Annotated in this window: 19 protein-coding genes and 1 pseudogene; 11 read left to right on the plus strand and 9 right to left on the minus strand. The window is 72.3% G+C overall.

Annotated elements, in window-relative coordinates; all coding sequences use genetic code 11:
• Positions 1-189: 189 nt before the first annotated feature.
• Positions 190-1,635, minus strand: coding sequence for a xylulokinase (gene xylB / locus ACFW48_RS04275; protein WP_386310361.1), 1,446 nt, complete (start codon positions 1,633-1,635; stop codon positions 190-192).
• A gap of 231 nt (positions 1,636-1,866) precedes the next feature.
• Between xylB and xylA the strand changes: the two genes are divergently transcribed.
• Positions 1,867-3,030 (plus strand): xylose isomerase, encoded by a 1,164-nt coding sequence (xylA, locus tag ACFW48_RS04280; protein ID WP_386310363.1) that lies wholly within the window; start codon positions 1,867-1,869, stop codon positions 3,028-3,030.
• A gap of 525 nt (positions 3,031-3,555) precedes the next feature.
• On the opposite strand, the gene ACFW48_RS04285 is transcribed toward xylA, so the two are convergent.
• Together ACFW48_RS04285 and ACFW48_RS04290 are read right to left on the minus strand one after the other, a co-directional pair.
• Positions 3,556-4,827, minus strand: a complete 1,272-nt coding sequence (locus ACFW48_RS04285) for an SWF or SNF family helicase (RefSeq protein ID WP_386310365.1) — start codon at positions 4,825-4,827, stop codon at positions 3,556-3,558.
• Positions 4,824-7,691: a DEAD/DEAH box helicase gene (locus ACFW48_RS04290; RefSeq protein ID WP_386311100.1), complete on the minus strand. Its 2,868-nt coding sequence runs from the start codon at positions 7,689-7,691 to the stop codon at positions 4,824-4,826. The genes ACFW48_RS04285 and ACFW48_RS04290 overlap by 4 nt, the downstream gene beginning before the upstream one ends.
• 258 nt (positions 7,692-7,949) lie before the next feature.
• Here ACFW48_RS04290 and ACFW48_RS04295 point away from each other — a divergent pair, with 258 nt between their 5' ends.
• On the plus strand, positions 7,950-8,132 hold the full coding sequence (locus ACFW48_RS04295) for a hypothetical protein (protein WP_386310367.1): 183 nt from the start codon (positions 7,950-7,952) through the stop codon (positions 8,130-8,132).
• Positions 8,133-8,136: 4 nt separating this feature from the next.
• Here the strand turns inward: ACFW48_RS04295 and ACFW48_RS04300 are convergent, their stop codons facing one another.
• The 3 genes and pseudogenes from ACFW48_RS04300 to ACFW48_RS04310 all read right to left on the minus strand — a co-directional run bounded on the left by ACFW48_RS04300 (position 8,137) and on the right by ACFW48_RS04310 (position 11,160).
• Entirely contained in the window at positions 8,137-9,594 is a 1,458-nt protein-coding gene (locus tag ACFW48_RS04300) for a tannase/feruloyl esterase family alpha/beta hydrolase (RefSeq protein WP_386310369.1), read from the minus strand.
• A 177-nt stretch (positions 9,595-9,771) separates the two neighbouring features.
• Positions 9,772-10,725, minus strand: a complete 954-nt coding sequence (locus ACFW48_RS04305; RefSeq protein ID WP_386310371.1) for a hypothetical protein — start codon at positions 10,723-10,725, stop codon at positions 9,772-9,774.
• A gap of 139 nt (positions 10,726-10,864) precedes the next feature.
• Positions 10,865-11,160: pseudogene (locus ACFW48_RS04310) on the minus strand (hypothetical protein).
• Between the two features lie 98 nt (positions 11,161-11,258).
• Between ACFW48_RS04310 and ACFW48_RS04315 the strand changes: the two are divergent.
• A complete protein-coding gene (locus ACFW48_RS04315; RefSeq protein WP_386310373.1) occupies positions 11,259-12,155 on the plus strand; it encodes an oxygenase MpaB family protein in 897 nt (298 codons plus the stop codon).
• Here ACFW48_RS04315 and ACFW48_RS04320 read toward each other — a convergent pair.
• On the minus strand, positions 12,141-12,665 hold the full coding sequence (locus ACFW48_RS04320) for a PadR family transcriptional regulator (protein ID WP_386310375.1): 525 nt from the start codon (positions 12,663-12,665) through the stop codon (positions 12,141-12,143). The genes ACFW48_RS04315 and ACFW48_RS04320 overlap by 15 nt on opposite strands.
• A gap of 159 nt (positions 12,666-12,824) precedes the next feature.
• On the opposite strand from ACFW48_RS04320, the gene ACFW48_RS04325 reads away from it, so the two are divergent.
• Positions 12,825-13,580, plus strand: coding sequence for an alpha/beta fold hydrolase (locus tag ACFW48_RS04325; protein ID WP_386310377.1), 756 nt, complete (start codon positions 12,825-12,827; stop codon positions 13,578-13,580).
• A gap of 82 nt (positions 13,581-13,662) precedes the next feature.
• Here the strand turns inward: ACFW48_RS04325 and ACFW48_RS04330 are convergent, their stop codons facing one another.
• On the minus strand, positions 13,663-14,262 hold the full coding sequence (locus ACFW48_RS04330; RefSeq protein WP_386310379.1) for a class I SAM-dependent methyltransferase: 600 nt from the start codon (positions 14,260-14,262) through the stop codon (positions 13,663-13,665).
• A 152-nt stretch (positions 14,263-14,414) separates the two neighbouring features.
• Between ACFW48_RS04330 and ACFW48_RS04335 the strand changes: the two genes are divergently transcribed.
• The 5 genes from ACFW48_RS04335 (at position 14,415) to ACFW48_RS04355 (ending at position 19,385) form a co-directional block, all read left to right on the plus strand.
• Positions 14,415-15,188, plus strand: coding sequence for an MHYT domain-containing protein (locus ACFW48_RS04335; RefSeq protein WP_386310381.1), 774 nt, complete (start codon positions 14,415-14,417; stop codon positions 15,186-15,188).
• Between the two features lie 63 nt (positions 15,189-15,251).
• On the plus strand, positions 15,252-17,849 hold the full coding sequence (locus tag ACFW48_RS04340; protein WP_386310383.1) for a nitrate- and nitrite sensing domain-containing protein: 2,598 nt from the start codon (positions 15,252-15,254) through the stop codon (positions 17,847-17,849).
• Positions 17,846-18,283, plus strand: a complete 438-nt coding sequence (locus tag ACFW48_RS04345; protein WP_386310385.1) for a roadblock/LC7 domain-containing protein — start codon at positions 17,846-17,848, stop codon at positions 18,281-18,283. Before ACFW48_RS04340 ends, ACFW48_RS04345 begins: the two co-directional genes overlap by 4 nt.
• A gap of 18 nt (positions 18,284-18,301) precedes the next feature.
• The gene (locus ACFW48_RS04350; RefSeq protein WP_386310387.1) at positions 18,302-18,715 is read left to right on the plus strand and encodes a DUF742 domain-containing protein; all 414 of its coding nucleotides are present in this window, start codon (positions 18,302-18,304) and stop codon (positions 18,713-18,715) included.
• A 64-nt stretch (positions 18,716-18,779) separates the two neighbouring features.
• Entirely contained in the window at positions 18,780-19,385 is a 606-nt protein-coding gene (locus tag ACFW48_RS04355; RefSeq protein ID WP_386310389.1) for an ATP/GTP-binding protein, read from the plus strand.
• 160 nt (positions 19,386-19,545) lie between these two features.
• Here ACFW48_RS04355 and ACFW48_RS04360 read toward each other — a convergent pair whose 3' ends face one another.
• Positions 19,546-19,974, minus strand: coding sequence for a PPOX class F420-dependent oxidoreductase (locus tag ACFW48_RS04360; RefSeq protein ID WP_121750410.1), 429 nt, complete (start codon positions 19,972-19,974; stop codon positions 19,546-19,548).
• Positions 19,975-20,080: 106 nt separating this feature from the next.
• Here ACFW48_RS04360 and ACFW48_RS04365 point away from each other — a divergent pair, with 106 nt between their 5' ends.
• Both ACFW48_RS04365 and ACFW48_RS04370 read left to right on the plus strand, forming a co-directional pair.
• Positions 20,081-20,494, plus strand: a complete 414-nt coding sequence (locus ACFW48_RS04365) for a roadblock/LC7 domain-containing protein (RefSeq protein WP_055420617.1) — start codon at positions 20,081-20,083, stop codon at positions 20,492-20,494.
• 137 nt (positions 20,495-20,631) lie between these two features.
• Entirely contained in the window at positions 20,632-21,570 is a 939-nt protein-coding gene (locus ACFW48_RS04370; RefSeq protein WP_386310391.1) for a DUF6397 family protein, read from the plus strand.

The following is a 21,570-nucleotide window of genomic DNA, read 5'->3' on the forward strand; positions in this document are numbered from 1 at the left end:
GAGCGTCCGCGGTCCACGGGTACTCCTCCTTCGGCGAGCGTCGTCGCGGTCCATGAACAGTCCCTCCGACGGTGCGATTCGGTCGAGGTTCGCGCCGACGCGCCTCCGGCGACGCCTTCGTGCCGGTGGCGTACCGCAGGAACGGTCCGTGATGGTGCCCGTCGGTGGCGTCGCCGCGTGAACGTGTCCTCAGCGCGAGTCCGCGTTCCGTTCCAGCAGCGGTGCCGCGTCGGAGAGTACCCCGGTGATCCGGGTCAGCGTCGCCTCGTCCCGTTCCACGGCGTCGAGCACCGGTCCTGCGGCCGTGTTCCAGCGCCGGGCGACCGCTGCGGCGTCCTCGCCGGTCAGCAGGCCGGCGGCCTGCGCCGCCGCGCCGAGTGCGACCAGTTCCTTGGCGTCGGGGATCTGGACAGGACGCCCGGACAACCGTCGTACCGTCTGCTGCCAGGCAGTCCCGCGCGCGCCGCCGCCGATGAGCAGCAGCGGCGCGGACGGGTCCGCGTCGGTTTCGAGGACCAGGTCGAGCGCGCCGAGCAGCGAGTGCACGGCGCCGTCGTACGCGGCCTGGAGCAGCTGACCGGCGGTCGTGTCGTGGCGCAGCCCGTGCAGCAGGCCGGAGGAGTGCGGCAGGTTCGGTGTGCGCTCGCCGTCCAGGTAGGGCAGGAGCGTGACGTCGGTGCCGGGTTCGACGGCTTCCCGGTCCAGGCCCAGCAGGGCCGCGACCCGGTCGACGGCGAGCGTGCAGTTGAGGGTGCAGGCCAGCGGCAGCCAGTCGCCGCGTGCGTCGGCGAAGCCCGCCACCGTGCCGGTCGGGTCGGCGGGCCGTCGGCGCGACACGGCGTACGCGGTGCCGGACGTGCCGAGGCTCATCACCGGCACGCCGGGACGCAGCCCGAGGCCCAGCGCGGCGGCCGCGTTGTCGCCGGTGCCGGCGGCGACCAGGGTGCCCTTGGAGAACGGGAGGCCGTGGCCGTCCCGCACGGTGCCGGCCACCTCGCCGGGCCGGACCACCCGGGGCAGCAGCGCCGGATCGAGCCCCACGCGCGCGAGGATCTCGTCGTCGTACGCCTCCGTGCCGGACGCCCACCAGCCGGTGCCGGACGCGTCGCCGCGGTCGGTGGTGCCCTCGCCGGTGAGCCGCTCGGTGAGGTAGTCGTGCGGAAGGCGTACGGACTTCGCCGCGCGGGCCGCCTCCGGCTCCTGCTCTGTCAGCCAGGCCCACTTGGTGACCGTGAACGAGGCGCTGGGCACGCTGCCCGTGCGTTCCGCCCAGGCCTTGGGGCCGCCCAGCTCCTCGATCAGACGGCGGGCCTGCGGGGCCGAGCGCACGTCGTTCCACAGCAGGGCCGGGCGCACCGGCTCGCCCTGGGCGTCCAGTGTGACGAGTCCGTGCTGCTGCCCGCCGATGGACACCGCGGCGGCCTCCCGCGCGGCGTCACCGCACTGGTGCAGGGCGTCGTGGAGCGCGTCCCACCACTGGCGCGGATCGCTCTCGCGGCCGGCCCCGGAGGACACGGTGTGGGGCGCCTGACCGCTCGCGACGACCTGGCCGGTGGCCGCGTCGACGACCAGCGCCTTGGTGGACTGGGTGGACGTGTCCACGCCGACGACGAGCGGACCCTCGGCTGCTGACATCGGGCTTCTCCCTCTTCCGCGGCTCTGCGGGATCTGACTGGACTGCCTGGACTGCCTGGACGGACCTGCACTGAACAGGGACTTCGTGGTTCCTCGGGTCCCCGTGACCCGGACGTCACTCCTTCGGGGACACCTTGTCCCTTCCCAGGACCGTGTGTGCATACTAATTTGTAAAGCGCCATGACGAAATAGTCGGCAGCGATTGATCGGCAGCGAGTGAGGAGCCGCGGAATGAACTACCAGCCCACTCCCGAGGACAGGTTCACGTTCGGTTTGTGGACGGTCGGCTGGCAGGGCCGGGATCCCTTCGGTGATGCCACCCGGCGCGCGTTGGACCCGACGGAGTCGGTGCGTCGTCTGGCCGAGCTGGGCGCGTACGGGGTCACGTTCCACGACGACGACCTGATCCCGTTCGGGTCGAGCGACACCGAGCGCGAGGCACATGTCAAGCGGTTCCGGCAGGCGTTGGACGCGACGGGCATGAAGGTGCCGATGGCGACGACCAACCTGTTCACGCATCCGGTGTTCAAGGACGGCGCGTTCACCGCGAACGACCGGGACGTGCGCCGGTACGCGCTGCGCAAGACGATCCGCAACATCGATCTCGCGGTGGAGCTGGGCGCGAGTGTGTATGTCGCCTGGGGCGGCCGGGAGGGCGCGGAGTCCGGTGCGGCCAAGGACGTACGGGACGCGCTGGACCGGATGAAGGAGGCCTTCGACCTGCTGGGCGAGTACGTCACCGAGCAGGGCTACGACCTCCAGTTCGCGATCGAGCCCAAGCCGAACGAGCCGCGCGGTGACATCCTGCTGCCGACGGTGGGGCACGCGCTGGCGTTCATCGAGCGGCTGGAGCGGCCGGAGCTGTACGGCGTGAACCCGGAGGTCGGCCACGAGCAGATGGCGGGGCTGAACTTCCCGCACGGGATCGCGCAGGCGCTGTGGGCCGGCAAGCTGTTCCACATCGACCTCAACGGCCAGTCGGGTATCAAGTACGACCAGGACCTGCGCTTCGGGGCGGGCGACCTGCGGGCCGCGTTCTGGCTCGTCGACCTGCTGGAGAGGGCCGGGTACGCCGGTCCGCGGCACTTCGACTTCAAGCCGCCGCGGACCGAGGACCTCGACGGCGTGTGGGCGTCGGCGGCCGGCTGCATGCGCAACTACCTGATCCTCAAGGACCGTGCTGCCGCCTTCCGTGCGGACCCGCAGGTGCAGGAGGCCCTGGCCGCGGCCCGGCTGGACGAACTGGCCCTGCCGACCGCCGAGGACGGTCTCGCGGCCCTGCTGGCCGACCCGGCCGCCTACGACACCTTCGACGTGGACGCGGCCGCCGCTCGCGGCATGGCCTTCGAGCACCTCGACCAGCTCGCCATGGACCACCTCCTCGGTGCCCGCTGAGCGGTCCACCACTGTGCGAGGTCTCCGGCTCCTTCCGGTTCACGGACGGGGCCGGAGCCCGTCGGGCTGTCGGATCCCGCGCGGCAGCCGCACGAATGCCACCGTGGGTCTCGCTGCTGGGCGGACGGGCCGGTGCGTCGAAGCGTCCGCGTTGTCCGTCGGCCCGAAGCCGCGCTCGTCCGGGCGGCAGCCACCTCGGGTCGTTCACCGCAAGCCCGCCCGGTCGGCGCTGGGGCTCGCCGTGCCCTCGCCCCACCATGCAAGTCACTGATGCCGGACCGTCCCGGCTTGGCATCCGCGCGGGCCGCAGGCACTCCTCCTCGCCGCGTCGCGGCACCTGTTGCCGAGGCCGAGGCGGGCCCCGGTCCCGGTTCCGGTGTCAGTGCGAGCGACGCGACGCGCGCGATGAGATGTGATGCCGAAGTCGGGACGGCCCGGCACCGGCGCTCGTCCCAGGCATTGGGCCGCTCCTCGCCCGGCCCCGGCATCCGCGTCGTCAGTGCCCCGCCGACGTCGGGGCAGGCGTCAGCACTCGTCCCCGGCCGCAAGTACCGCCGTGGCCAGCGCCGTCGCCGGGTCCTGGGCAGCGCCGCCCACGGGGACCCAGCGGCCGCCCTCCTCGCGGTACGGCCACCAACGGCCGTCGCGGTCCAGGCGGAGCTGGTGGGGCGCGTCGACGACGGTCCACCGGTTGGCCCGCGCCCGCAGTGACGGCCGTTCGTCCTCGCCCCAGGCCGATTCCAGCGCCGCACGCGCGCGTGCGAGCGTGTCGCCCTCCACCGTCCACTCCTCCTCGAGCACCGCCAGTGCGGCTCGGCCGCCGAGCCGCCACGCGCGTACGGTGACGGCCAGCGCCTCCCGGGTGCGCCCCGAGCCGTCGCCGAGGCGCTCCAGCACGTCCGCTCCGGGATCGCCCGCTGCCAGGCGCACCGCATCCTGAGAGGCGGTCGGTTCCGTGCCCACCGGCTGCCGGCCGTGTCCACTCCGCAGCGCCTCGGCGAGCAGGCGGTGGGCCTCCGCCGCGGCCCGGGAGGCGAGGAAAGCCAGGGCGGCCGGGTCGACGCCCGGAGGTGGCGCGGTCTCGGTGTCCAGCGACGGCGGTACGCCCGGCCCCTCCCTGACGAGGTCGGGCAGGGCGGGCAGCGGAGGCAGCACGTGCCCCGCCGCGTACGCCTCGGCGGCGTCCACACCGTCCGGACGGGAGGCGGCGTCCTCCGTGGCTGTGTCGCCGCGCGTCTGAAGGGCGTCGAGTACGGCGCCCTCCGGCCGTCCGCGCATCAGCAGCAGGACGAAAGGGTCCTGGTCCAGCAGCCTGGCGACCTGGTAACAGAGCGCCGCGGTGTGCCCGCAGTGGTCCCAGGCGCCGCAGTCGCACTCCGGTTCCAAGTCGCCCAGGCCCGGCAGCAGATCGATGCCGGCGCTCGCGGCGTCCTCCACGAGGTGCGGCGGCATGTCGCGGTCCAGCAGCGCCGCGACATGCCCGGACCGTTCGATGGCCATGTCGGCAAAACGGTCCCACTGCGCGTCGGACAGCTGCTCCAGCAGGACATCGGCTCGATGTGCCGTGCGGTCCCGGTCGTGCACGACCGCGGTGATGCGCCCCGGACGTACGGACACCGCACCGACCGCTCCCGCGCGCGCGAGCCGACGGCCCGTCTTCACCTGCGCCGCGTCCATGGCCGCGTCCTCCAGTGCCTTCAGCCAGGCTTGGCCCCACCAGGTCTGCGCGAAGCCCCGTCCGTGCGCGGGCGGCAGCGCGGCGAACGTCCGTTCCGTGTCTTCGTCGTACCGGGTCATCGCGTACCCCCTCGCAGCTCGACCAGATCGGCCAGCTCCGCGTCCGTCAGCTCCGTGAGCGCCGCCTCGCCCGTTCCCAGCACCGCGTCGGCCAGATCCTGCTTGCGGTTCAGCAGGGCCGCGATGCGGTCCTCGATGGTCCCCTCGGCGATCAGCCGGTGCACCTGCACCGGGCGGGTCTGCCCGATGCGGTAGGCGCGGTCGGTGGCCTGCGCCTCGACGGCCGGGTTCCACCAGCGGTCGTAGTGCACGACGTGCTCCGCGCGCGTGAGGTTCAGTCCGGTGCCCGCCGCCTTCAACGACAGCAGGAAGACCGGGACCCCACCGTCCTGGAACCGCCGCACCATGGACTCCCGCGCCGTGACGGACGTGCCGCCGTGCAGGAACAGCGAAGCGACGCCGCGGGCGGCCAGGTGTTGTTCGAGGAGGCGTGCCATCTGCACGTACTGCGTGAAGACCAGCACACTCGCCTCCTCGGCGAGGATGGTGTCGAGCAGCTCGTCCAGCAGCTCCAGCTTCCCCGAGCGGCCCGTGATCCTCGGCCGGTCCTCCTTGAGGAACTGCGCCGGATGGTTGCAGATCTGCTTGAGGTTCGTCAGCAGTTTCACGATCATGCCGCGTCGCGCCATGCTGCCGGCCCCGGTGATCTCCGTGAGCGCCTCGCGCACCACCGCTTCGTACAGCCCCGTCTGCTCCGCGGTCAGGGACACCGGATGGTCGGTCTCGGTCTTCGGAGGCAGCTCCGGCGCGATCCCTGGGTCCGACTTGCGGCGTCGCAGCAGGAACGGCCGTACGAGCCGCGCCAGCCGCTCCGCCGCCGCCGGGTCCTGACCGCCCTCGACGGCCTGTGCGTAGTGCCTGCGGAAGGTGCCGAGCCGGCCCAGCAGCCCCGGCGTGGCCCAGTCGAGAATCGCCCACAGTTCGGAGAGGTTGTTCTCCACCGGGGTACCGGTGAGTGCCACACGCGCGCGTGCGCCGATGGAACGCAGTCGCCGCGCGGTGTCCGAGTACGGGTTCTTCACGTGCTGAGCCTCGTCCGCCACGACCATGCCCCACGGCACGGCGGAGAGCCGGTCGGTGTCCAGGCGCATGGTGCCGTAGGTGGTGAGCACGAACTCGCCGTCGGCGAGACCCTCCAGGTCGCGCCGGGTGCCGTGGAAGCGGCGTACGGGGGTGCCGGGGGCGAATCGCTCGATCTCGCGCTGCCAGTTGCCCATGAGGGAGGTCGGGCAGACCACCAGGGTGGGTCCGGCGGCGGACTCGTCGCTCTGCCGGTGCAGATGCAGGGCGATCAGCGTGATCGTCTTGCCGAGCCCCATATCGTCGGCGAGACAGCAGCCCAGGCCCAACGACGTCATGCGGGCCAACCAGTTGAGCCCCCGACGCTGGTAGTCGCGCAGCGTGGCGTCGAGGGCGGCGGGCTGCGCGACGGCATCCTGCGCCTCGGGGTCGGCGAGCCGTTCCCGCAGGGCCGCAAGCCATCCCGTGGGGCGCACCTCGACGCGGTGCCCGTCGACCTCCGTCGAGCCCGTCAGGGCCGCGGCGAGCGCGTCGACGGGTGTGACCTTGCGGTCCTGGCGGGCGCGGACGCGGTGGGCCTCCTCGGGGTCCACGAGGACCCACTGGTCGCGCAGGCGCACCACGGGTCGGTTGGCCTCGGCGAGCAGATCCAGCTCCTCGCGCGTGAGCCGCTGCTCGCCCAGGGCGAACGACCAGTTGAAGGCGAGCAGCGCGTCGGCGGACAGGAACGACGGGCCGGTGTCCGACGAGGTCGTGCGCGGCGACGGCTCGTCGTCGGGCGGTCCGACCTCCGCGCGGGAGGTCAGATCACGGGCCAGCTCTCGAGGCCAGTGCACGTCGACTCCCGCGCTGGCGAGCGCTCGGGAGCCCGCTCCGAGGAGCTCGGTGACCTCTTCGTCGGCGAGCTCGACGGCGTCCGGCACGGCGGCCGACAGCAGCGGCGTGAGCGCGGGCCAGGCCCGTGCCGCACGGCGGAGCGCGAGCAGGGCGTCCATCCGTGCGCGTGTGCCGAACGCGTCGCCCACGGTGCCGGCCCACACCTCGGCGGTGTCCGCTACGAGCGCGGGATCGTTCACGCCGTGCACTTGGAGCACGGCCCGGAACGCGGGTCGAGCCTCCTGGGAAGCCGCGGCCGTCAGGCCCCGCACCTCGACCCGCAGCGACAGCCGTACTCCCGCGTCGTGCCCCGCGGCGACATCGGCCGCCCACTCGCGCAGTTCGGGCATCCGCTGCGGCTTCCGCGAGGCGTAGGCGGGCCCGGCCGTCACGAGTTCGGCGGCGGGGGAGCGGGGCAGCGTGTCGGCGACCGCGTCCAGGAAGGCACGCACCAGCCGCTCCGGGTCGGGCAGCCGCAGGGCCCCGGCATCGTCGACCGGGACCGCGTGCGCCTCGGGCGGCATGACGGCGGCGAGGTGGCGGATCCGTTCAGTCTCCACCGGTCCCAGCGGGCCGGTGCGCCAGGCGTCGTGGTCGGCCGCGGACAGGCCGGGCAGCAGCAGGCCGCGTGCCACGAGGTGCAGTGCCTCGACGGCGACCGCGCCCCAGAACACGGTCGCCCGGTGGCCGTCCGCGCAGTCGCGCGCGCGCGTGAGAAGCGGCAGGGCCGTCCGCACCGGCAGCAGCACCGCGGGCACGCCGACCGGCCCCACGCCGTCACCGTCGGGGAGTGCGACCGTCAGATTTTCCGTGGCCCCCGACGAGATGGCCGCAGGGGCCTCGCCGTCGGGCCGCCAGAACGCCACTCTGCCGGTCCGGGCGGGTTCCCCGGGCACGAAAACAGCACAGCAGTGGGCGAGTTCGGCAATCTCGGAGGGTGTGGCCGGGAGAGTGGTCTGCGCAACGATGACGTATTCCTCAAACTTGACTAGTCGGGGCGCGGTCGCCGACTGTACACGATTCCCGAGGCTGGGGGGTGCGGCCGGGCTGTGGCGTGAGTCACTATTCAGATGAGGAGGTGCTTCTTCGAAGGGAGTCGCCGGCGGGGTCTCAGGGGTGCGTAAGGGTCCGGTCTCAGGGACGACTCAGGGTCGCGGTACGGAACCGCCGGGAGCGTGGGCCCGTTTTCAGGAGAGAGCGGCAGTGGCCGCGAAGGAGGCGACACCATGTCGAAGAACGCCAAAGTCGCAGCGGGGGGCGTGGCGGTCGGGCTCATCCTGCTGATCTGGCTGCCCTGGTGGGCCGCCCTGCTCATAGTGCTGGGAGTCCCGACCGCCGCGTACCTCACCCTGGACCGCGCGCAGCGGCGCAGGCTGCGCCGCGTCACGCGCAAGGAGATCGGCCGCTGACGCGCTAACGTCGGGTCTCGGCCGTTTCAGCAGCCTCGCCTGTCGCGGCAACCTCGCCTGTCTCGGCGGTCTCGCCCGTCTCGGCCGTTTCGGTAAGGGCGCAGGAGTTGACCACGTCGCCGTTCGCGGGCTTGCCGATCGTGTGGTCCGCGGGTGGCGTGGCGCCCTGCTCCACCCAGGCGGTCAGTGCGTCGAAGGCAGATCGGAAGCAGGGCAGGATCGGCCGCAGCCTGTCGGGATACGTGTCGTACAGCCCGTCGACGTGCGTGCCGCCCGCGACCGTGTAATAGCGGTGCAGCGCACCTCGCCCCCGCCTGTCGATCATGCGCGCGTACACGTCGGAGTCGGCGGCCTTGGGCAGCAGCGCGTCCAGATCGCCGTGCAGGGTGATCAGCGGCTTGCCGATGCGTCCCGTCAGGGCGACCCGGGTCACCGCGCGGTGGACTGACACGGGGCGCTCCGCGTAGTCGTACGTCGCGTCGGAGGGGCACGGCGCCAGGATCTCCTCCAGGGTGGATCCGGCGGTCGGCCCCGGGCAGGCGGGATCGTAGACCGGGTCGAACTCGGCCCGGTAGATCTTCTGCGTCAAGCCCCAGTAGGCCTTCTCGTGATACGGCCACAGAAACTCGGAGCCGCGCGCGAAGCCCGCCGCGTACAGTTCCTCGTCCCGTGCCGCGCCGGACATCCGAGCCACCGTCACCGGCAGGGACGTGAGGAGGCTGGGGCCGTTCGCGGTCCACAGCGCCCCCTCCCAGTCCACGCCGCCGTCGTACAGCTCCGGGTGGTTCTCCAGCTGCCAGCGGGTGAGATAGCCGCCGTTGGAGATGCCGGCGATGTAGGTGCGACGCGGCGCGTGCCCGTAGCGCTGGGCGGCTACCCGGCGGGCGGCCCGGGTGAGCTGGGTGGTGCGTGCGTTCCACTCGGCGACCGCGTCTCCGGGCCGGAGGCCGTCCCGGTAGAAGTCCGTTCCGCTGTTGCCCTTGTCGGTCGCGGCGTACGCGTACCCCTGCGCGAGGGCCCGGTCGGAGATCGCCTTGTCCGTGGCGTACTGCTTGCGGGTGCCCGGCGCCCCCGTCACGACGAGGCCGCCGTTCCAGTGGTCCGGCAACCGGATCACGAACTGCCCGTCGTGCCGCCAGCCGTGCGTGTTGTTGAAGCGGGAGGAGTCCGGAAAGTACCCGTCGACCTGGATGCCGGGCACTCCGGACGGTGTCCTGGTGCCGCCGGCCGTCAGCCCGGCCTGGTCTGCCATGTCGGTGTAGGTGGTGCCCGCCAACCCGGTGGTGGTCAGATCGTCCAGGCAGGCGCTGCGCTGCAGGGCCGCGCCCGGCACTCGTACTCGCTCCTGGCGGGCGCAGTGGCCGCCTCCGTCGCCCGTTGCCGCGGCGACGGGCGACGGCCCGATGAGCGAGACCGCCGTCACAACGGCGGCGAGGAACGGGACACCACAGGGCAGACGCATGGGGGACTCCGGGCGCGATGGAGGAGTGGATCTGAGGGCTGCCCCATCGTGCGGGTCCGCTACGACCTCTTCCATGGGCGGGAGCCACATGGGAAAAGAGCCGGTCATGGAGGCTGAAGACAGTCGGGGACGCGAGGGCGCCCGACTCCAGCGGGAACGGGCCTCGGTGTCCTCGGGTCAGCTCGGCCTTACGGCCATCTTGTCGAGGGCCTCCAGGAGCCCGGGTAGCGACGGCCCCCGCCCCACGGGCAGGACCTCACCGGGTTCCTCGTCGAGCAGGATGAAGGCGATGTCGTCGGTTCTGGCGACGAGCGACCAACCGGGGCCGTCGGCACGCAGCGTCCGAGCGTCCCCCGGCGCGAAAGAGGACCGGACCCGGCCGAGCGGCGGGGGCGTGTCGACGTAGGCGCGGGCCTCTGCGAGCACCCGCCGGACACCGCCGTGCCCGGAGGACCCGGCACCGGCGTCCGTGGTACCGGCGTCCGTGGTACCGGAACCGGTACCGGCGTCCGTGGTATCGGCCTCTTCCGTGGCGCCGGTCTCCGCGCCCTCGCCGGCGCCCGAGTCCTCTTCCACTTCGTCGCCCGGCGCGTCGCCCACCGATCCGGCGTCGCCGCCCGTCACCGGGAAGTCCGCGTCATCGATCTGCTCTCGCCACTGCGCCCACTGCGCGGCGATCTCGTCGGCTCCCAGACGCCGCTGCGCGGGCCCCCACACCGTGGTGTCCGGCGGCGACAGCGCCGGCTGGTCGGCGGACTCGAGGTCGGGATCGTGCGGCGCGGGCACGCCGGGGGCCGCCACGGCGACCGCGAGGGGCCAGCCGGGCAGCGCGGCGACGACCGTACGCTCGTCCGGCGACAGGTCGTACTCCATGCCGCAGTCCCAGGAGGCCACGGCGACGGCCACCAGCGAGACGTCGTCGATGACGACGGTCCACCGGGCGCCGTCACCGTCCTGGCCGAGTACCAGGCCGTAGCCGTCCGCCAGCGGTGGCAGACCGAGCGCCGCGCACGCCTCCGGGTAGTCGTCGCCCAGCACACTCGGGAACTTCGCCGGCGTCAGCAGCACCGCCGTGAGCACATAGAGCGCATCGTCCTCGGCGGCGACGGCGTCCTCGTCCGTCCCGGCCATCCCAGCCTCCCCATCGGTTCGTCCAATGGCGCGCACCCTAGTGCGCCAGGGAAGCCCTTGTCACGACTCCCAGACGCACCCGAGCTGCAGTTTTCCGGCTGGACGGGGCGAATCGCCCGCTCGTGACGTACGGGCGGGGTCAGGCCGCGGGCAGCCCAAGGAGGGCTCGGGCCACGTCCCGCGGCGACTCGTCGCGTTCCCGCGCGAGCGCGATCACGGCCCGGCACGCCAGCTCGTTCACCCCGAACGAAGGGCCTCCGGCGACACCCAGCCCGCCGCCTCGTCGATCCGCTTCTGGTCATCGTCCGCGCACGCCGAGATGTACGCGGCGGCGGCCTCGAACAGATTGCGCGAGCGCTGCTCCCCTCCCGTTCTCCCCTCCGTGCGCCGAGCGGAGCGAGATCTGTCCCAGGCCTCGCGGATCCTGCCGAACAAGCGGATCACCCCTCCCCTGCCGACAGCCATGCCTGATCGTGCATCTCCTGCCACTCAACGTAGAGTTGAAGCTTCGACGGCAGAAGGGGACGGCCACGGTGAAGCGCTTCGAACGGTTGACACAGATCCGGCAGATGGACCCCTACAAGGACGCGTCGGAGATTTATCGGCTGGCCTCGGCCTATGAGTTTCCGTGGGACTTCAGCCGTGCTCTCGAGCTGGCGCTCTACCGCACCTACGCCGTTCCGAGCATCGGCCGGCTGCTGGCCGAGACGGCGGAGTTCACGGACCGGGCGCAGAAGCGGTACGACGACACGGCGCTGCTTCTGGACGCCGTCGTCGAGCACGGCTTCGGCAGCGAGCAGGGCCGCACGGCCATCCGGCGCATCAACCAGATGCACCGCGGCTACGACATCACCAACGACGACATGCGGTACGTGCTGTGCACGTTCGTCGTGACCCCCAAACGCTGGATCGACGCCTACGGATGGCGCAGGATGTCGCGCCACGAGACCATCGCGTCCGCAGTCCACTACGGCATGCTGGGACGGCACATGGGTATCAAGGGCATCCCCGAGTCCTACGAGGAGTTCGAAGCCTGCCTCGACGCCTATGAGGCGGCCCACTTCGCCTGGGACGAAAGTGCGCGCAGGGTCTCGGACGCGACACTCGACCTCATGGCCTCCTGGTATCCGAGTCCCCTCGCTCCGGTCCTGCGCACCGGGATCCTCGCCCTGCTCGACGAGCCCCTCCTGCGGGCTTTCCGGTACGCGCCGCCGAGCCCCGCCACCCGCACGCTGGTACGCCGCGCGGTGCGGCTGCGCGGCCGCGCGGTCCGCTTGATGCCGCCGAGGCGCGCTCCGCACCACGCCCGGCAGAACTGGGAGATCAAGGGCTACCCGAACGGCTACCGGCTGGCCGAGCTGGGCACCCGCCCCGTCCCCGGCCTACGGGGGTGTCCGGTCCGCCACATCGACACGTCAGCCGTCGAGTGAACCGATCGTCTCGCGCAGCCAGTTGAGCTCAGCCCTGGAGGTGGCTCGCGCGATGGTCAGAACGCCGCGCCGGAAGGGGTCGTCCAACTCCTCGGCCCGCAGCGGCCGGTCACCGTCATAGAAGAAGCTCGCGGGCTCTTCCAGGAAGGCCAGCCGGCGGCGCAGCACGGCGGCCTGGGCGGCGGCGTCGTCCAGGTGGCGGAGGAAAGCGAGCACCGTGAACCAGCGGTTCTCGTCGGTGATGTCGCGCTGCGCGGGCTCGGCGAGCAGGCGGCGCAGCTCCCACCGGCCCTCCTCCGTGAGGGTCAGGACGTGACGCGGCGCGGCCACGGAGCCGGGTTGCGTGGCGCGCGCGAGGAGGCCCGCCTTCTCCAGGCGCTTGATCGCCGGGTAGAGCGTGCTCTCGGCGACGGGCCGTACGTGCCCGGTCAGCGCGGTGATGCGCTTACGCAGCTCGTAGCCGTGCAGTGGGGCGTCGTAAAGGAAACCGAGGACGGCGAGCTCCAGCATGCCCACATTCTCGCCCATGTCCGGTGACTGCTGTACATCGAGTTCTTGATACCACGGTAACTCAATACCTCTGTCGCGATGTATTGTCCCGTCGGGCCGGGGGAGCGTCGAAACCCACTGACGGAGCCGAGGAGCTGAGGGAGCTTGAAGGTGGACGGCATGAAGGAGGCACGGTTCGACGGCGACGGAAGCCGCATCCGCTGGACGGAGACACCGGGAGCGGAACCCGCGCGCGTGTATGTGCACGGGCTGGGGTCGATCTCGTCCGTGTACCACGCCCACATCGCGGCGCGTCCTGAACTCGCCGGCCGGCGCAGCCTCTTCGTCGACCTGCCCGGCCACGGCATCAGCGACCGACCCGAGCACTTCGGCTACGCCCTCGACGACCATGCTGCCGCGCTGGCCGCCGCGCTGGACGAGGCGGGTCTGACCGGTACCGAACTGGTCGCGCACAGTATGGGCGGCGCCGTCGCCGTCGTCCTCGCCCACCGGCGGCCCGAGCTGGTCTCCCGCCTGGTCCTCACGGAGGCCAACCTCGACGCCTTCCCGCCGCCGACCGCGGGCAGCAGCGGCATCGCCGCCTACGAGGAGGACGATTTCGTCGAACGCGGCCACGCGCGCGTGCTGGAGAACGTAGGCCCTCTGTGGGCGGCGACGATGCGGCTGGCCGACCCGCGCGCCCTGCACCGCTCCGCGGTCGGGCTCCGCCGAGGGTCGGAGCCCGTAATGCGCACCCTCCTCGAAGGGCTCCCGATCGAGCGTGTGTACCTGCAGGGCGAACTCAGCGGTGAACTGGAGGGACGGGAGGCACTGGAGGCCGCCGGCGTGCGCGTGGTGACCGTGCCGGGGGCTGGGCACAACGTCATGCTCGACCGGCCCGACGTGTTCGCGGCCACGGTCGCGGGCCGGGGCTGAGCCGTCATCGCTTGCGGCGCATGCGGCCGGCACCCGCGCGCGTGGTGAGTCCTCACGCGAGGGTGAGTCCTCGCGCGAGCGGTCAGTCCTCGCGCACGGCCAGGGCCAGGAAGCGGGCGTCCTCGTCGACGTACGACGTCATGCGCCACCCGGAACCGGCGAGCAACGGCCGGAGGTTGGGCTCGGCACGCAGGTCGTCCGGAGTGATCCGCCGCCCTTGCCGCGCAGCGAGTGCCGCTCTGCCGATCGGATGGAACAGCGCCAGCACACCGCCGGGACGCACGACGCGCGCCAACTCCCGCAGGTCACCGGTGGGATCGGGCAGGTGAGCCACGAGGCCCGCCGCGAACACGGCGTCGAGCGTCCCCGACCGCAGCGGCAGCGCGGCGACGTCGGTCAGCAGCAAGCGTCCGTCACGGTCCCTCCCGGCCCGTGCGGCGGCCTGAAGCATGGCGGGCGTCAGATCGGCCCCGACAACCAGGCCCGACGGTCCCACGGCCGCGCGCAAGGCAGGCAGGGCCCGTCCCGTGCCGCAGCCCGCGTCGAGCACGTGATCCCCTTCCCGCAGGCCCAGCTCGGCGACCGCGGCCCCGTACGCGGGGCCGTCGTCGGGGAACCGGCTGTCCCAGTCGGCGGCGCGGGCGCCGAAGAACTCCTGGACGTGCGTGTGGTCGTAGCTCATGCTCCGCATGATCCCTCAATGACACAGAGGATGCCGCAGCGCACACGTTCGAGCATGACGCGATCGTTCCAGCGCTTTCCTGCGTCAGATAGCAACACCTTTCGAAATGCGCCCCTGTTGTGCGCCCCTGCCGGGACTAGCGTCCCGGGGCCATGGGACACCTGGACCACGCCGCCCTGGGCTGGCTGACCCCCGCGCTGTCGTACGCGATGGCCTGTACCGGCGCAGCCCTCGGACTGCGCTGCACCGTGCGTGCCCTCGCCGCCACCGGGCACGCGCGCCGCAACTGGCTTCTCACCGCGGCCTCGGCGATCGGCACGGGGATCTGGACGATGCACTTCGTCGCCATGCTCGGCTTCCGGGTCAGCGGCACCGACATCCGCTACGACGTGCCGCTCACCCTCACGAGCCTGCTCGTCGCCATGATCGTCGTCTGCGCCGGCGTCTTCGCGGTCGGCTACGGCCGCGAGCGCGGCCGAGCACTCCTGCTCGGCGGACTCACCACAGGGCTCGGTGTCGCGAGCATGCACTACCTCGGCATGGCGGCCGTGCGCCTGCACGGTGACGTGAGCTACGACCCGATGCGCGTCGCACTCTCCGTCCTCATCGCCGTCGCCGCGGCCACGGCGGCCCTCTGGGCGGCGCTCAACATCAAGTCGCCCCTCGCGGTGACGCTCGCCTCGCTGATCATGGGAGCCGCGGTGAGCAGCATGCACTACACCGGAATGTTCGCGGTGAGCGTGCGTGTCACGCCCTCCGGCGAGGCGCTGCCCGGGGCCACGGCGATGCAGTTCGTCTTCCCCCTCGCCGTCGGCCTCGGGTCCTACCTCTTCCTGACCTCGGCCTTCGTCGCGCTGTCGCCGACGGCGGGGGAGCGCGAGGCGTCCGTCTCGGTCCAGCAGCCCATAGGGAGCACCGCCCGGTAACGGCGGGTCCGGCCGTCACCGGCCCGGCGACAACGCACCGATCCCGTACCGAGCGAGGAGGCCATGCGCACACCCCGTACGACCCCCGCGGCCGGCGCCGAGACGCCGCCCCAGCCACCCGTGCGCGGCCGCCGCGCGCACGCCGGACCACCGGCCGACGAGGACCAGGCGGAACCCACGGGCGAGGCACCGGACGCGTCCGCCACGCGCGCGTGGCGCAGGCGAATACGGCCCCGCACCGTGCGCGCCAGGATCGTCAGCCTGCTGATGGTGCCCGTCGTCTCCCTGCTGGGCCTGTGGGCGTACGCGACCGTCACGACCGCCCAGGACATCTCCCGGCTGCGGCAGGTGCAGCGCGTGGACGCGCAGGTGCGCGCTCCGGTGAGCGCCGCCGTCGCCGCCCTGCAGGCCGAGCGGCTCGCGGCCGTCCGCCATGCCACCGACCCGTCTGCGGTGCCGAGCGGCGACTACAGGAAACTTTCCGCACACACCGACCGCGCCGTCGGGAGACTGCGGTTGGGCGACCGCCATACCGTCGCCGACAGCGAGGAACTGCCCGCTGGAGTGGCCCGCCGCCTCGAAGCCTTCGTCACCGGCGCGGAACGGCTGGGATCGCTGCGCTCCGCCGTCATCGACCGCCGCGCGGACTGGGAGAAGGCCTACCGCCAGTACACGACGACCATCTCGGCGGCCTTCCGGGTGGGCGGCGCGCTGAGCGGTATCCAGGACGCCGATCTGGGTTCCGACGCGCGCGTGCTGGTCGAGTTCGCCCGCGCGGGCGAGGCACTGGCCCAGGAGGACGCCCTGCTCGCCGGGGCCCGCCTCGCCGATGGACTCGGCGGCGAGCGGCTGCGGCTGTTCACCGGCGCCGTCGACAGACGCAGGACCCTCACCGAGTCCGCCGTCGCCGACCTGCGCGGGTCCGAGCGCGCCGCCTGGCAGGACCTCGCCGGCAGCGGCGCCTACGCGACCGTGGCGGCGGCCGAGGAGAAGCTGCTGGCCCAAGGTCCCGAGGACCGGACGGTCGAGGCAGCGGCACCGCGGCCCACGTGGGACAAGGCCCACGCGCGCGTGCGGGACGGCATGCGGACGATCGAACAGGACGCCGGGCGCCAAGTCGCCGGCCGGGCCGACCCGTTCACGCGCGGCGTGCTCACTCCGGCCGGGGCCGCGGTCCTCTTCGGCCTCCTCGCCGTCGCCGCGTCGCTCGTCATCTCCGTCCGCATCGGCCGCGGCCTCGTGGTCGAGCTGGTGAGCCTGCGCAACAGTGCCCTGGATATCGCCCGCCGCAAACTCCCCGAGGCCATGCGCAGACTGCGCACGGGGGAGGAGATCGACGTCCGGTCCGAGGCGCCACCGGGCCCGCCCGCCGAGGACGAGGCCGGCCAGGTCGCCGAGGCGCTGGACATCGTGCACCGGGCCGCCCTGCGGGCCGCAGTGGAACGCGCCGAACTCGCCAGCGGAATCTCCGGGGTCTTCGTGAACCTCGCCCGCCGCAGCCAGATCCTCGTCCACCGTCAGCTCAATCTGCTGGACAGCATGGAACGCCGCTCCGACGACCCGAACGAACTGAGCGACCTCTTCCGCCTCGACCACCTCACCACCCGTATGCGGCGCCACGCCGAAAGCCTGATCATCCTCTCCGGCGCGGCACCCGGGCGGGCCTGGCGCATGCCGGTCTCCCTCACGAACGTGATTCGGGCGGCCGTCTCCGAAGTCGAGGACTACGCACGCGTGGAGGTACGGCAGCTTCCCGAGGCGTCCGTGATCGGCGCCGCCGTCGCCGACCTCACCCACCTCGTGGCCGAGATCATCGAGAACGCGGCCCAGTTCTCGCCACCCCACACGCGCGTGCGCGTCACCGGAGAACCCGTCGGCAACGGCTACGCGATCGAGGTCGAGGACCGCGGGCTCGGCATGGGCAAGGACACCCTCGCCGAGGCCAACCACCGCATCGCCCGGTCCGAGGCACTCGACCTCTTCGACAGCGACCGGCTCGGCCTGTTCGTGGTCAGCCGGCTCGCCGCCCGGCACGACATCAAGGTGCACCTCAAGACCTCGCCCTACGGCGGCACCACCGCCGTCGTCCTCCTGCCCACCGCACTCCTGCACAACGGGACGGCGGCACATTCCCCCGGGACAGCAGGCGAGGCACCACAGCCCGAGGAGCGCCTGTACGCGCGCGTGCCCGGCGCCGCCCCGCACCAAGAGCCCGTCCCCGCGTCGGCCGACCGGCCGGCGCTGACGGCCTCCGTGCCGGCGACGGCACAGACCACGGCACCCGGTCGGCCACCAGGAGCCCCCGCCTTGCGACTGCACCGATCCCCTGACGACCCCGCGAAGGCCGACGGTCCCGACCTGCCGCACGTGGCCGGGGAGTCCGACGGTCCCGGTCTGCCGCACGCCGCCGGGGAGTCCGACGACCTCCCTCGCCGCGTGCGGCAGGCCAGTCTCGCTCCCCAACTGCGCGACGGGCGCCCCGCCGACCCCGCGCGGTCGCCCCCGCCGCCCGGAGACGACGAGCGCACTCCCGAAGTCGTACGGGACCGCATGGCCGCATACCGCGCCGGCTGGTCGCGCGGTGGTGGCCGGAGACCCGGCCGCGGAGCACCGCCGGACGCGCCGGCCAGCGGCAACAGCAATGAAGGAGACCCAGCATGATCCACACCCCCGGCACCGGGAGCGCCCGGCGGACCCGCGCACTCGACTGGCTGCTGGACGACCTCGTCGTATGCGTGAGCGAAGTACGGCACGCCGTGGTGCTGTCGAACGACGGACTCGCCGTGGGCGCGTCGACCGGCCTCGGCCGCGAGGACGCCGAACACCTGGCAGCGGTCGCCTCCGGCTTCCACAGCCTGGCCAAGGGCGCGGGCCGGCACTTCGGTGCCGGGGGCGTGCGCCAGACCATGGTGGAGATGGACGACGGCTTCCTGTTCGTGGCCGCCGCGGGCGACGGCTCCTGCCTCGCCGTCCTCACCGCCGTGACCGCCGACATCGGCCTGGTGGCCTACGAGATGGCACGGCTGGTCAGACGCGTCGGCGAGCACCTCCACACCGCGCCACGCGCCGCCGCACGGCCGCCCGCCGGCGGATGACCCGGGAAGGCCGCGCGGATGAACGATGACACCACGGGCGGCGGCCGGGAGCGGCCGGGCAGCCAGTGGTACGACAACGAGGCCGGACCCCTCGTCCGGCCCTACGCGATGACAGGCGGACGTACCCGGCCCGGCCCCACGGGGGTGCGGTTCGACCTGATCGCCCTCGTCACGCGAGCCCCCGACGCGCCGGGCACCGACGACACCGTGCTCGGACCGGAGCACCGGACCCTGATCGATCTGTGCCGCACGGAGACCCAGTCGGTCGCCGAACTCGCCGCGGACGCGGATCTGCCCGTGGGCGTGGTGAGGGTGCTCCTCGGCGACCTGGTGGAACTCGGCTCAGTGACCGTCAGCCGTCCCGTACCGCCCGCGCAGTTGCCCGACGAACGGATTCTGCGCGAAGTGATCGACGGACTCCGCGCACTGTGAAGGAGGCCGAAAGGCCATGATCGACAGTTACGTTCACGACCACCCGGACCGAGAGAAGTGATCGATGGTCTCCGAGCACTCCGACGCCACGGACGGTGACACGACCGCGCTGGCGTTGAAGATCCTGGTCGCCGGAGGATTCGGCGTGGGCAAAACCACCTTGGTGGGCGCGGTCAGCGAGATCAGGCCGCTGCGCACGGAGGAAATGCTCAGCGAGGCCGGGCGGCTGGTGGACGACATCGACGGCATCGACCGCAAGGTCACCACGACAGTCGCCATGGACTTCGGGCGCATCACCATCCGGTCCGGCCTCTCTCTGTACCTCTTCGGCACACCGGGCCAGGACCGCTTCTGGTTCCTGTGGGACGAACTCTCACAGGGCGCACTCGGTGCTGTCGTCCTCGCGGACACCCGGCGCCTGGCGGACTGTTTCCCGGCGGTCGACTACTTCGAGCACCGGCGCATCCCGTTCGTGGTGGCCGTCAACTGCTTCAAGGGGGCGCGCCGCTACGACGCCCAGGACGTTCTGCGGGCCCTCGACCTCGACCGGGGAACGCCCGTAGTGCTGTGCGACGCCCGGGACCGCGACTCGGGGAAGGAGGTGCTGATCCGGCTCGTCGAGTACGCCGGACGGATGCACACCGCCCGGCTGCTCGACTCCGTGCGCTGACCGAACCGAACCGAACCGAGCCGGACCGGACCGAACCGAACCGAACCGAGCCGGACCGGACCGGACCGAGCCGAACCGAACTGAACAGGCCCGGCTCGGCCCGGACCGGCCTCCTCCGGCCGGGCAGGCCGCGGGCCCCCTCCGGCCGGAGGGACAGACCTCAGTCCGCCACGGACTTCTGAGCCAGGACCTTGTCCACGGTGACGCGGACGAGGAGCTCGCCCGGAACGCCGTTGCGGGCCCCGAACTCCTCGGCGCGCTCCTCGCCCATGTACCGGGCCCCGATCCTGGCGGCCCAGTGCCGGAGTTCGTCGAGGTCCTCCGAGATCCGTGCGCGCCCCTGCAGCACGACGAAGTCGAAGGGTGGCCGGTCGTCGTCCACGCACAGGGCGACCCGGCCGTCACGGGCCAGATTGCGTCCCTTCACGGTGTCCTTGCCGGTGTTGAACACCATGTCGTCCCCGTCCAGCAGGAACCAGATCGGTGCCACATGCGGGCTGCCGTCCGCCCGAACGGTCGAGAGCTTCCCGGTGCGGGTGCCGTCCGAGACGAACGCCCGCCATTCCTCATCGGTCATCTTCTGTGCCATGCCCCCATCCTCCTTGCCCGGAGCACAAGCGTGGTGAAGGCTGGCGGGCAGATCCTCCGGCCAGGAGGAGAGCACGCATACGGGGACAACACGGGGAGACCGGACCATGGTGCAGAACCAGGGACTTGGCTGGCTGCTGGACGACCTGACCGAGCGCGTCGAACACGTCCGGCACGCATTGGTCCTGTCCAACGACGGGCTGGTGACCGGGGCGAGTACGGGCCTGCGACGCGAGGACGCCGAGCACCTCGCCGCCGTCTCGTCCGGACTGCACAGCCTGGCCAAGGGCTCGGGCCGCCACTTCGGCGCGGGTCAGGTACGACAGACGATGGTCGAGTTCGACGACGCCGTACTGTTCGTCACCGCGGCGGGCTCGGGCAGTTGCCTGTGCGTGCTCAGCGGAGCGGAGACCGACATCGGGCAGATCGCCTACGAAATGACCCTGCTCGTGAACCGGGTCGGTGAGCACCTCGACGTCGACGCGCGACAGCCGGGCCGGATATCACCCACAGATCTCTGACCTGGGTTTTCCATACTTTCGTGGAGACGGCTGCGGAGTTTTCCACAGGCCTGCCACGGATGTCGCGGCAGCGGCTACGGTCTTGTGTCAGGCGGGCGCGGACAGCACCGACCACACACTCCACGGGGGAGAAGACCATGTCCGGGAACACCAGCACGCACAAGATCACGGCCACTGCCGAGCCGATCGGCACCCTTCGCGGCACCACCCTCGACCCCTCGCTCGCGCCGAACCGCGCGGCACGAGAACTGGGTCTCAGGCGCAGTGAGTTCGACCTCGCCGTACACCTCGGGCGCATCCGCACCGTACCCGACGAGGGAGGAGGAGGCGGCCGACGCGTCACGCGCGACGAGATCGAACGGATCCGGGCGGGGGAGGGCTTCCCCGAGGCGCTGAGGGACAGCGTCCGGGCCGTCGGGACCATGGAAGGCGCTGCCCTCATGGAGGTGCCCAGGGCCCGGTTCACCCGCCTCGCACGACTGGGGCTCCTGGTGCCCGTGAAATTTTACGTCAACCGCTACCGCGCCGTCGTCTGGCTGTATCTGGCCGACGAGCTACGGCAGTTCGCGACCGACGAGAGGAACGCGGCACTGCTGAAGGGCCGTACGCCCGAGGGCCTGCGGGACCAGCTGACGGAGGGCCTGGACCTGCGTCCCCGGAACTGGAGGGGACGGCACCTGGGGTTCCTGCTCCGCCAGGCCGACGACCCCTGGGCCCGGGCGGCGGCCGTCGCGTCAGTGCTCGACCCGGTCGAGGTCTCCGGGGTCGTCAGGGACCCCTACGAGCGCTCCTACCTGCACCGGTTCCGCCCGGTACCGCCTGCCCACGGCTCGCCCGGCTCCCCGGCCGCGCAGCTCGCCGAGGAGATCATGACGGCGGCAGACCCGGACGAGATCGACTGGCTCCGCACGGACCTGGCGGGCGCGGTGGAAGCCGCACGCGAGCAGCGTCCGGCGCCACGCCCGGCCCTTCGCCCCCTGCCGACCCCACCGGGCCGGGAACCCACGCCGCACGAGGCCGAGGAACCCGGACGGTTCCGCGGCCTGCTGGGCCGGCTGTGGCGCGGAGACTCCTGA

It is taken from the genome of Streptomyces sp. NPDC058812 (assembly GCF_042744565.1).
Taxonomy (GTDB): domain Bacteria; phylum Actinomycetota; class Actinomycetes; order Streptomycetales; family Streptomycetaceae; genus Streptomyces; species Streptomyces thinghirensis.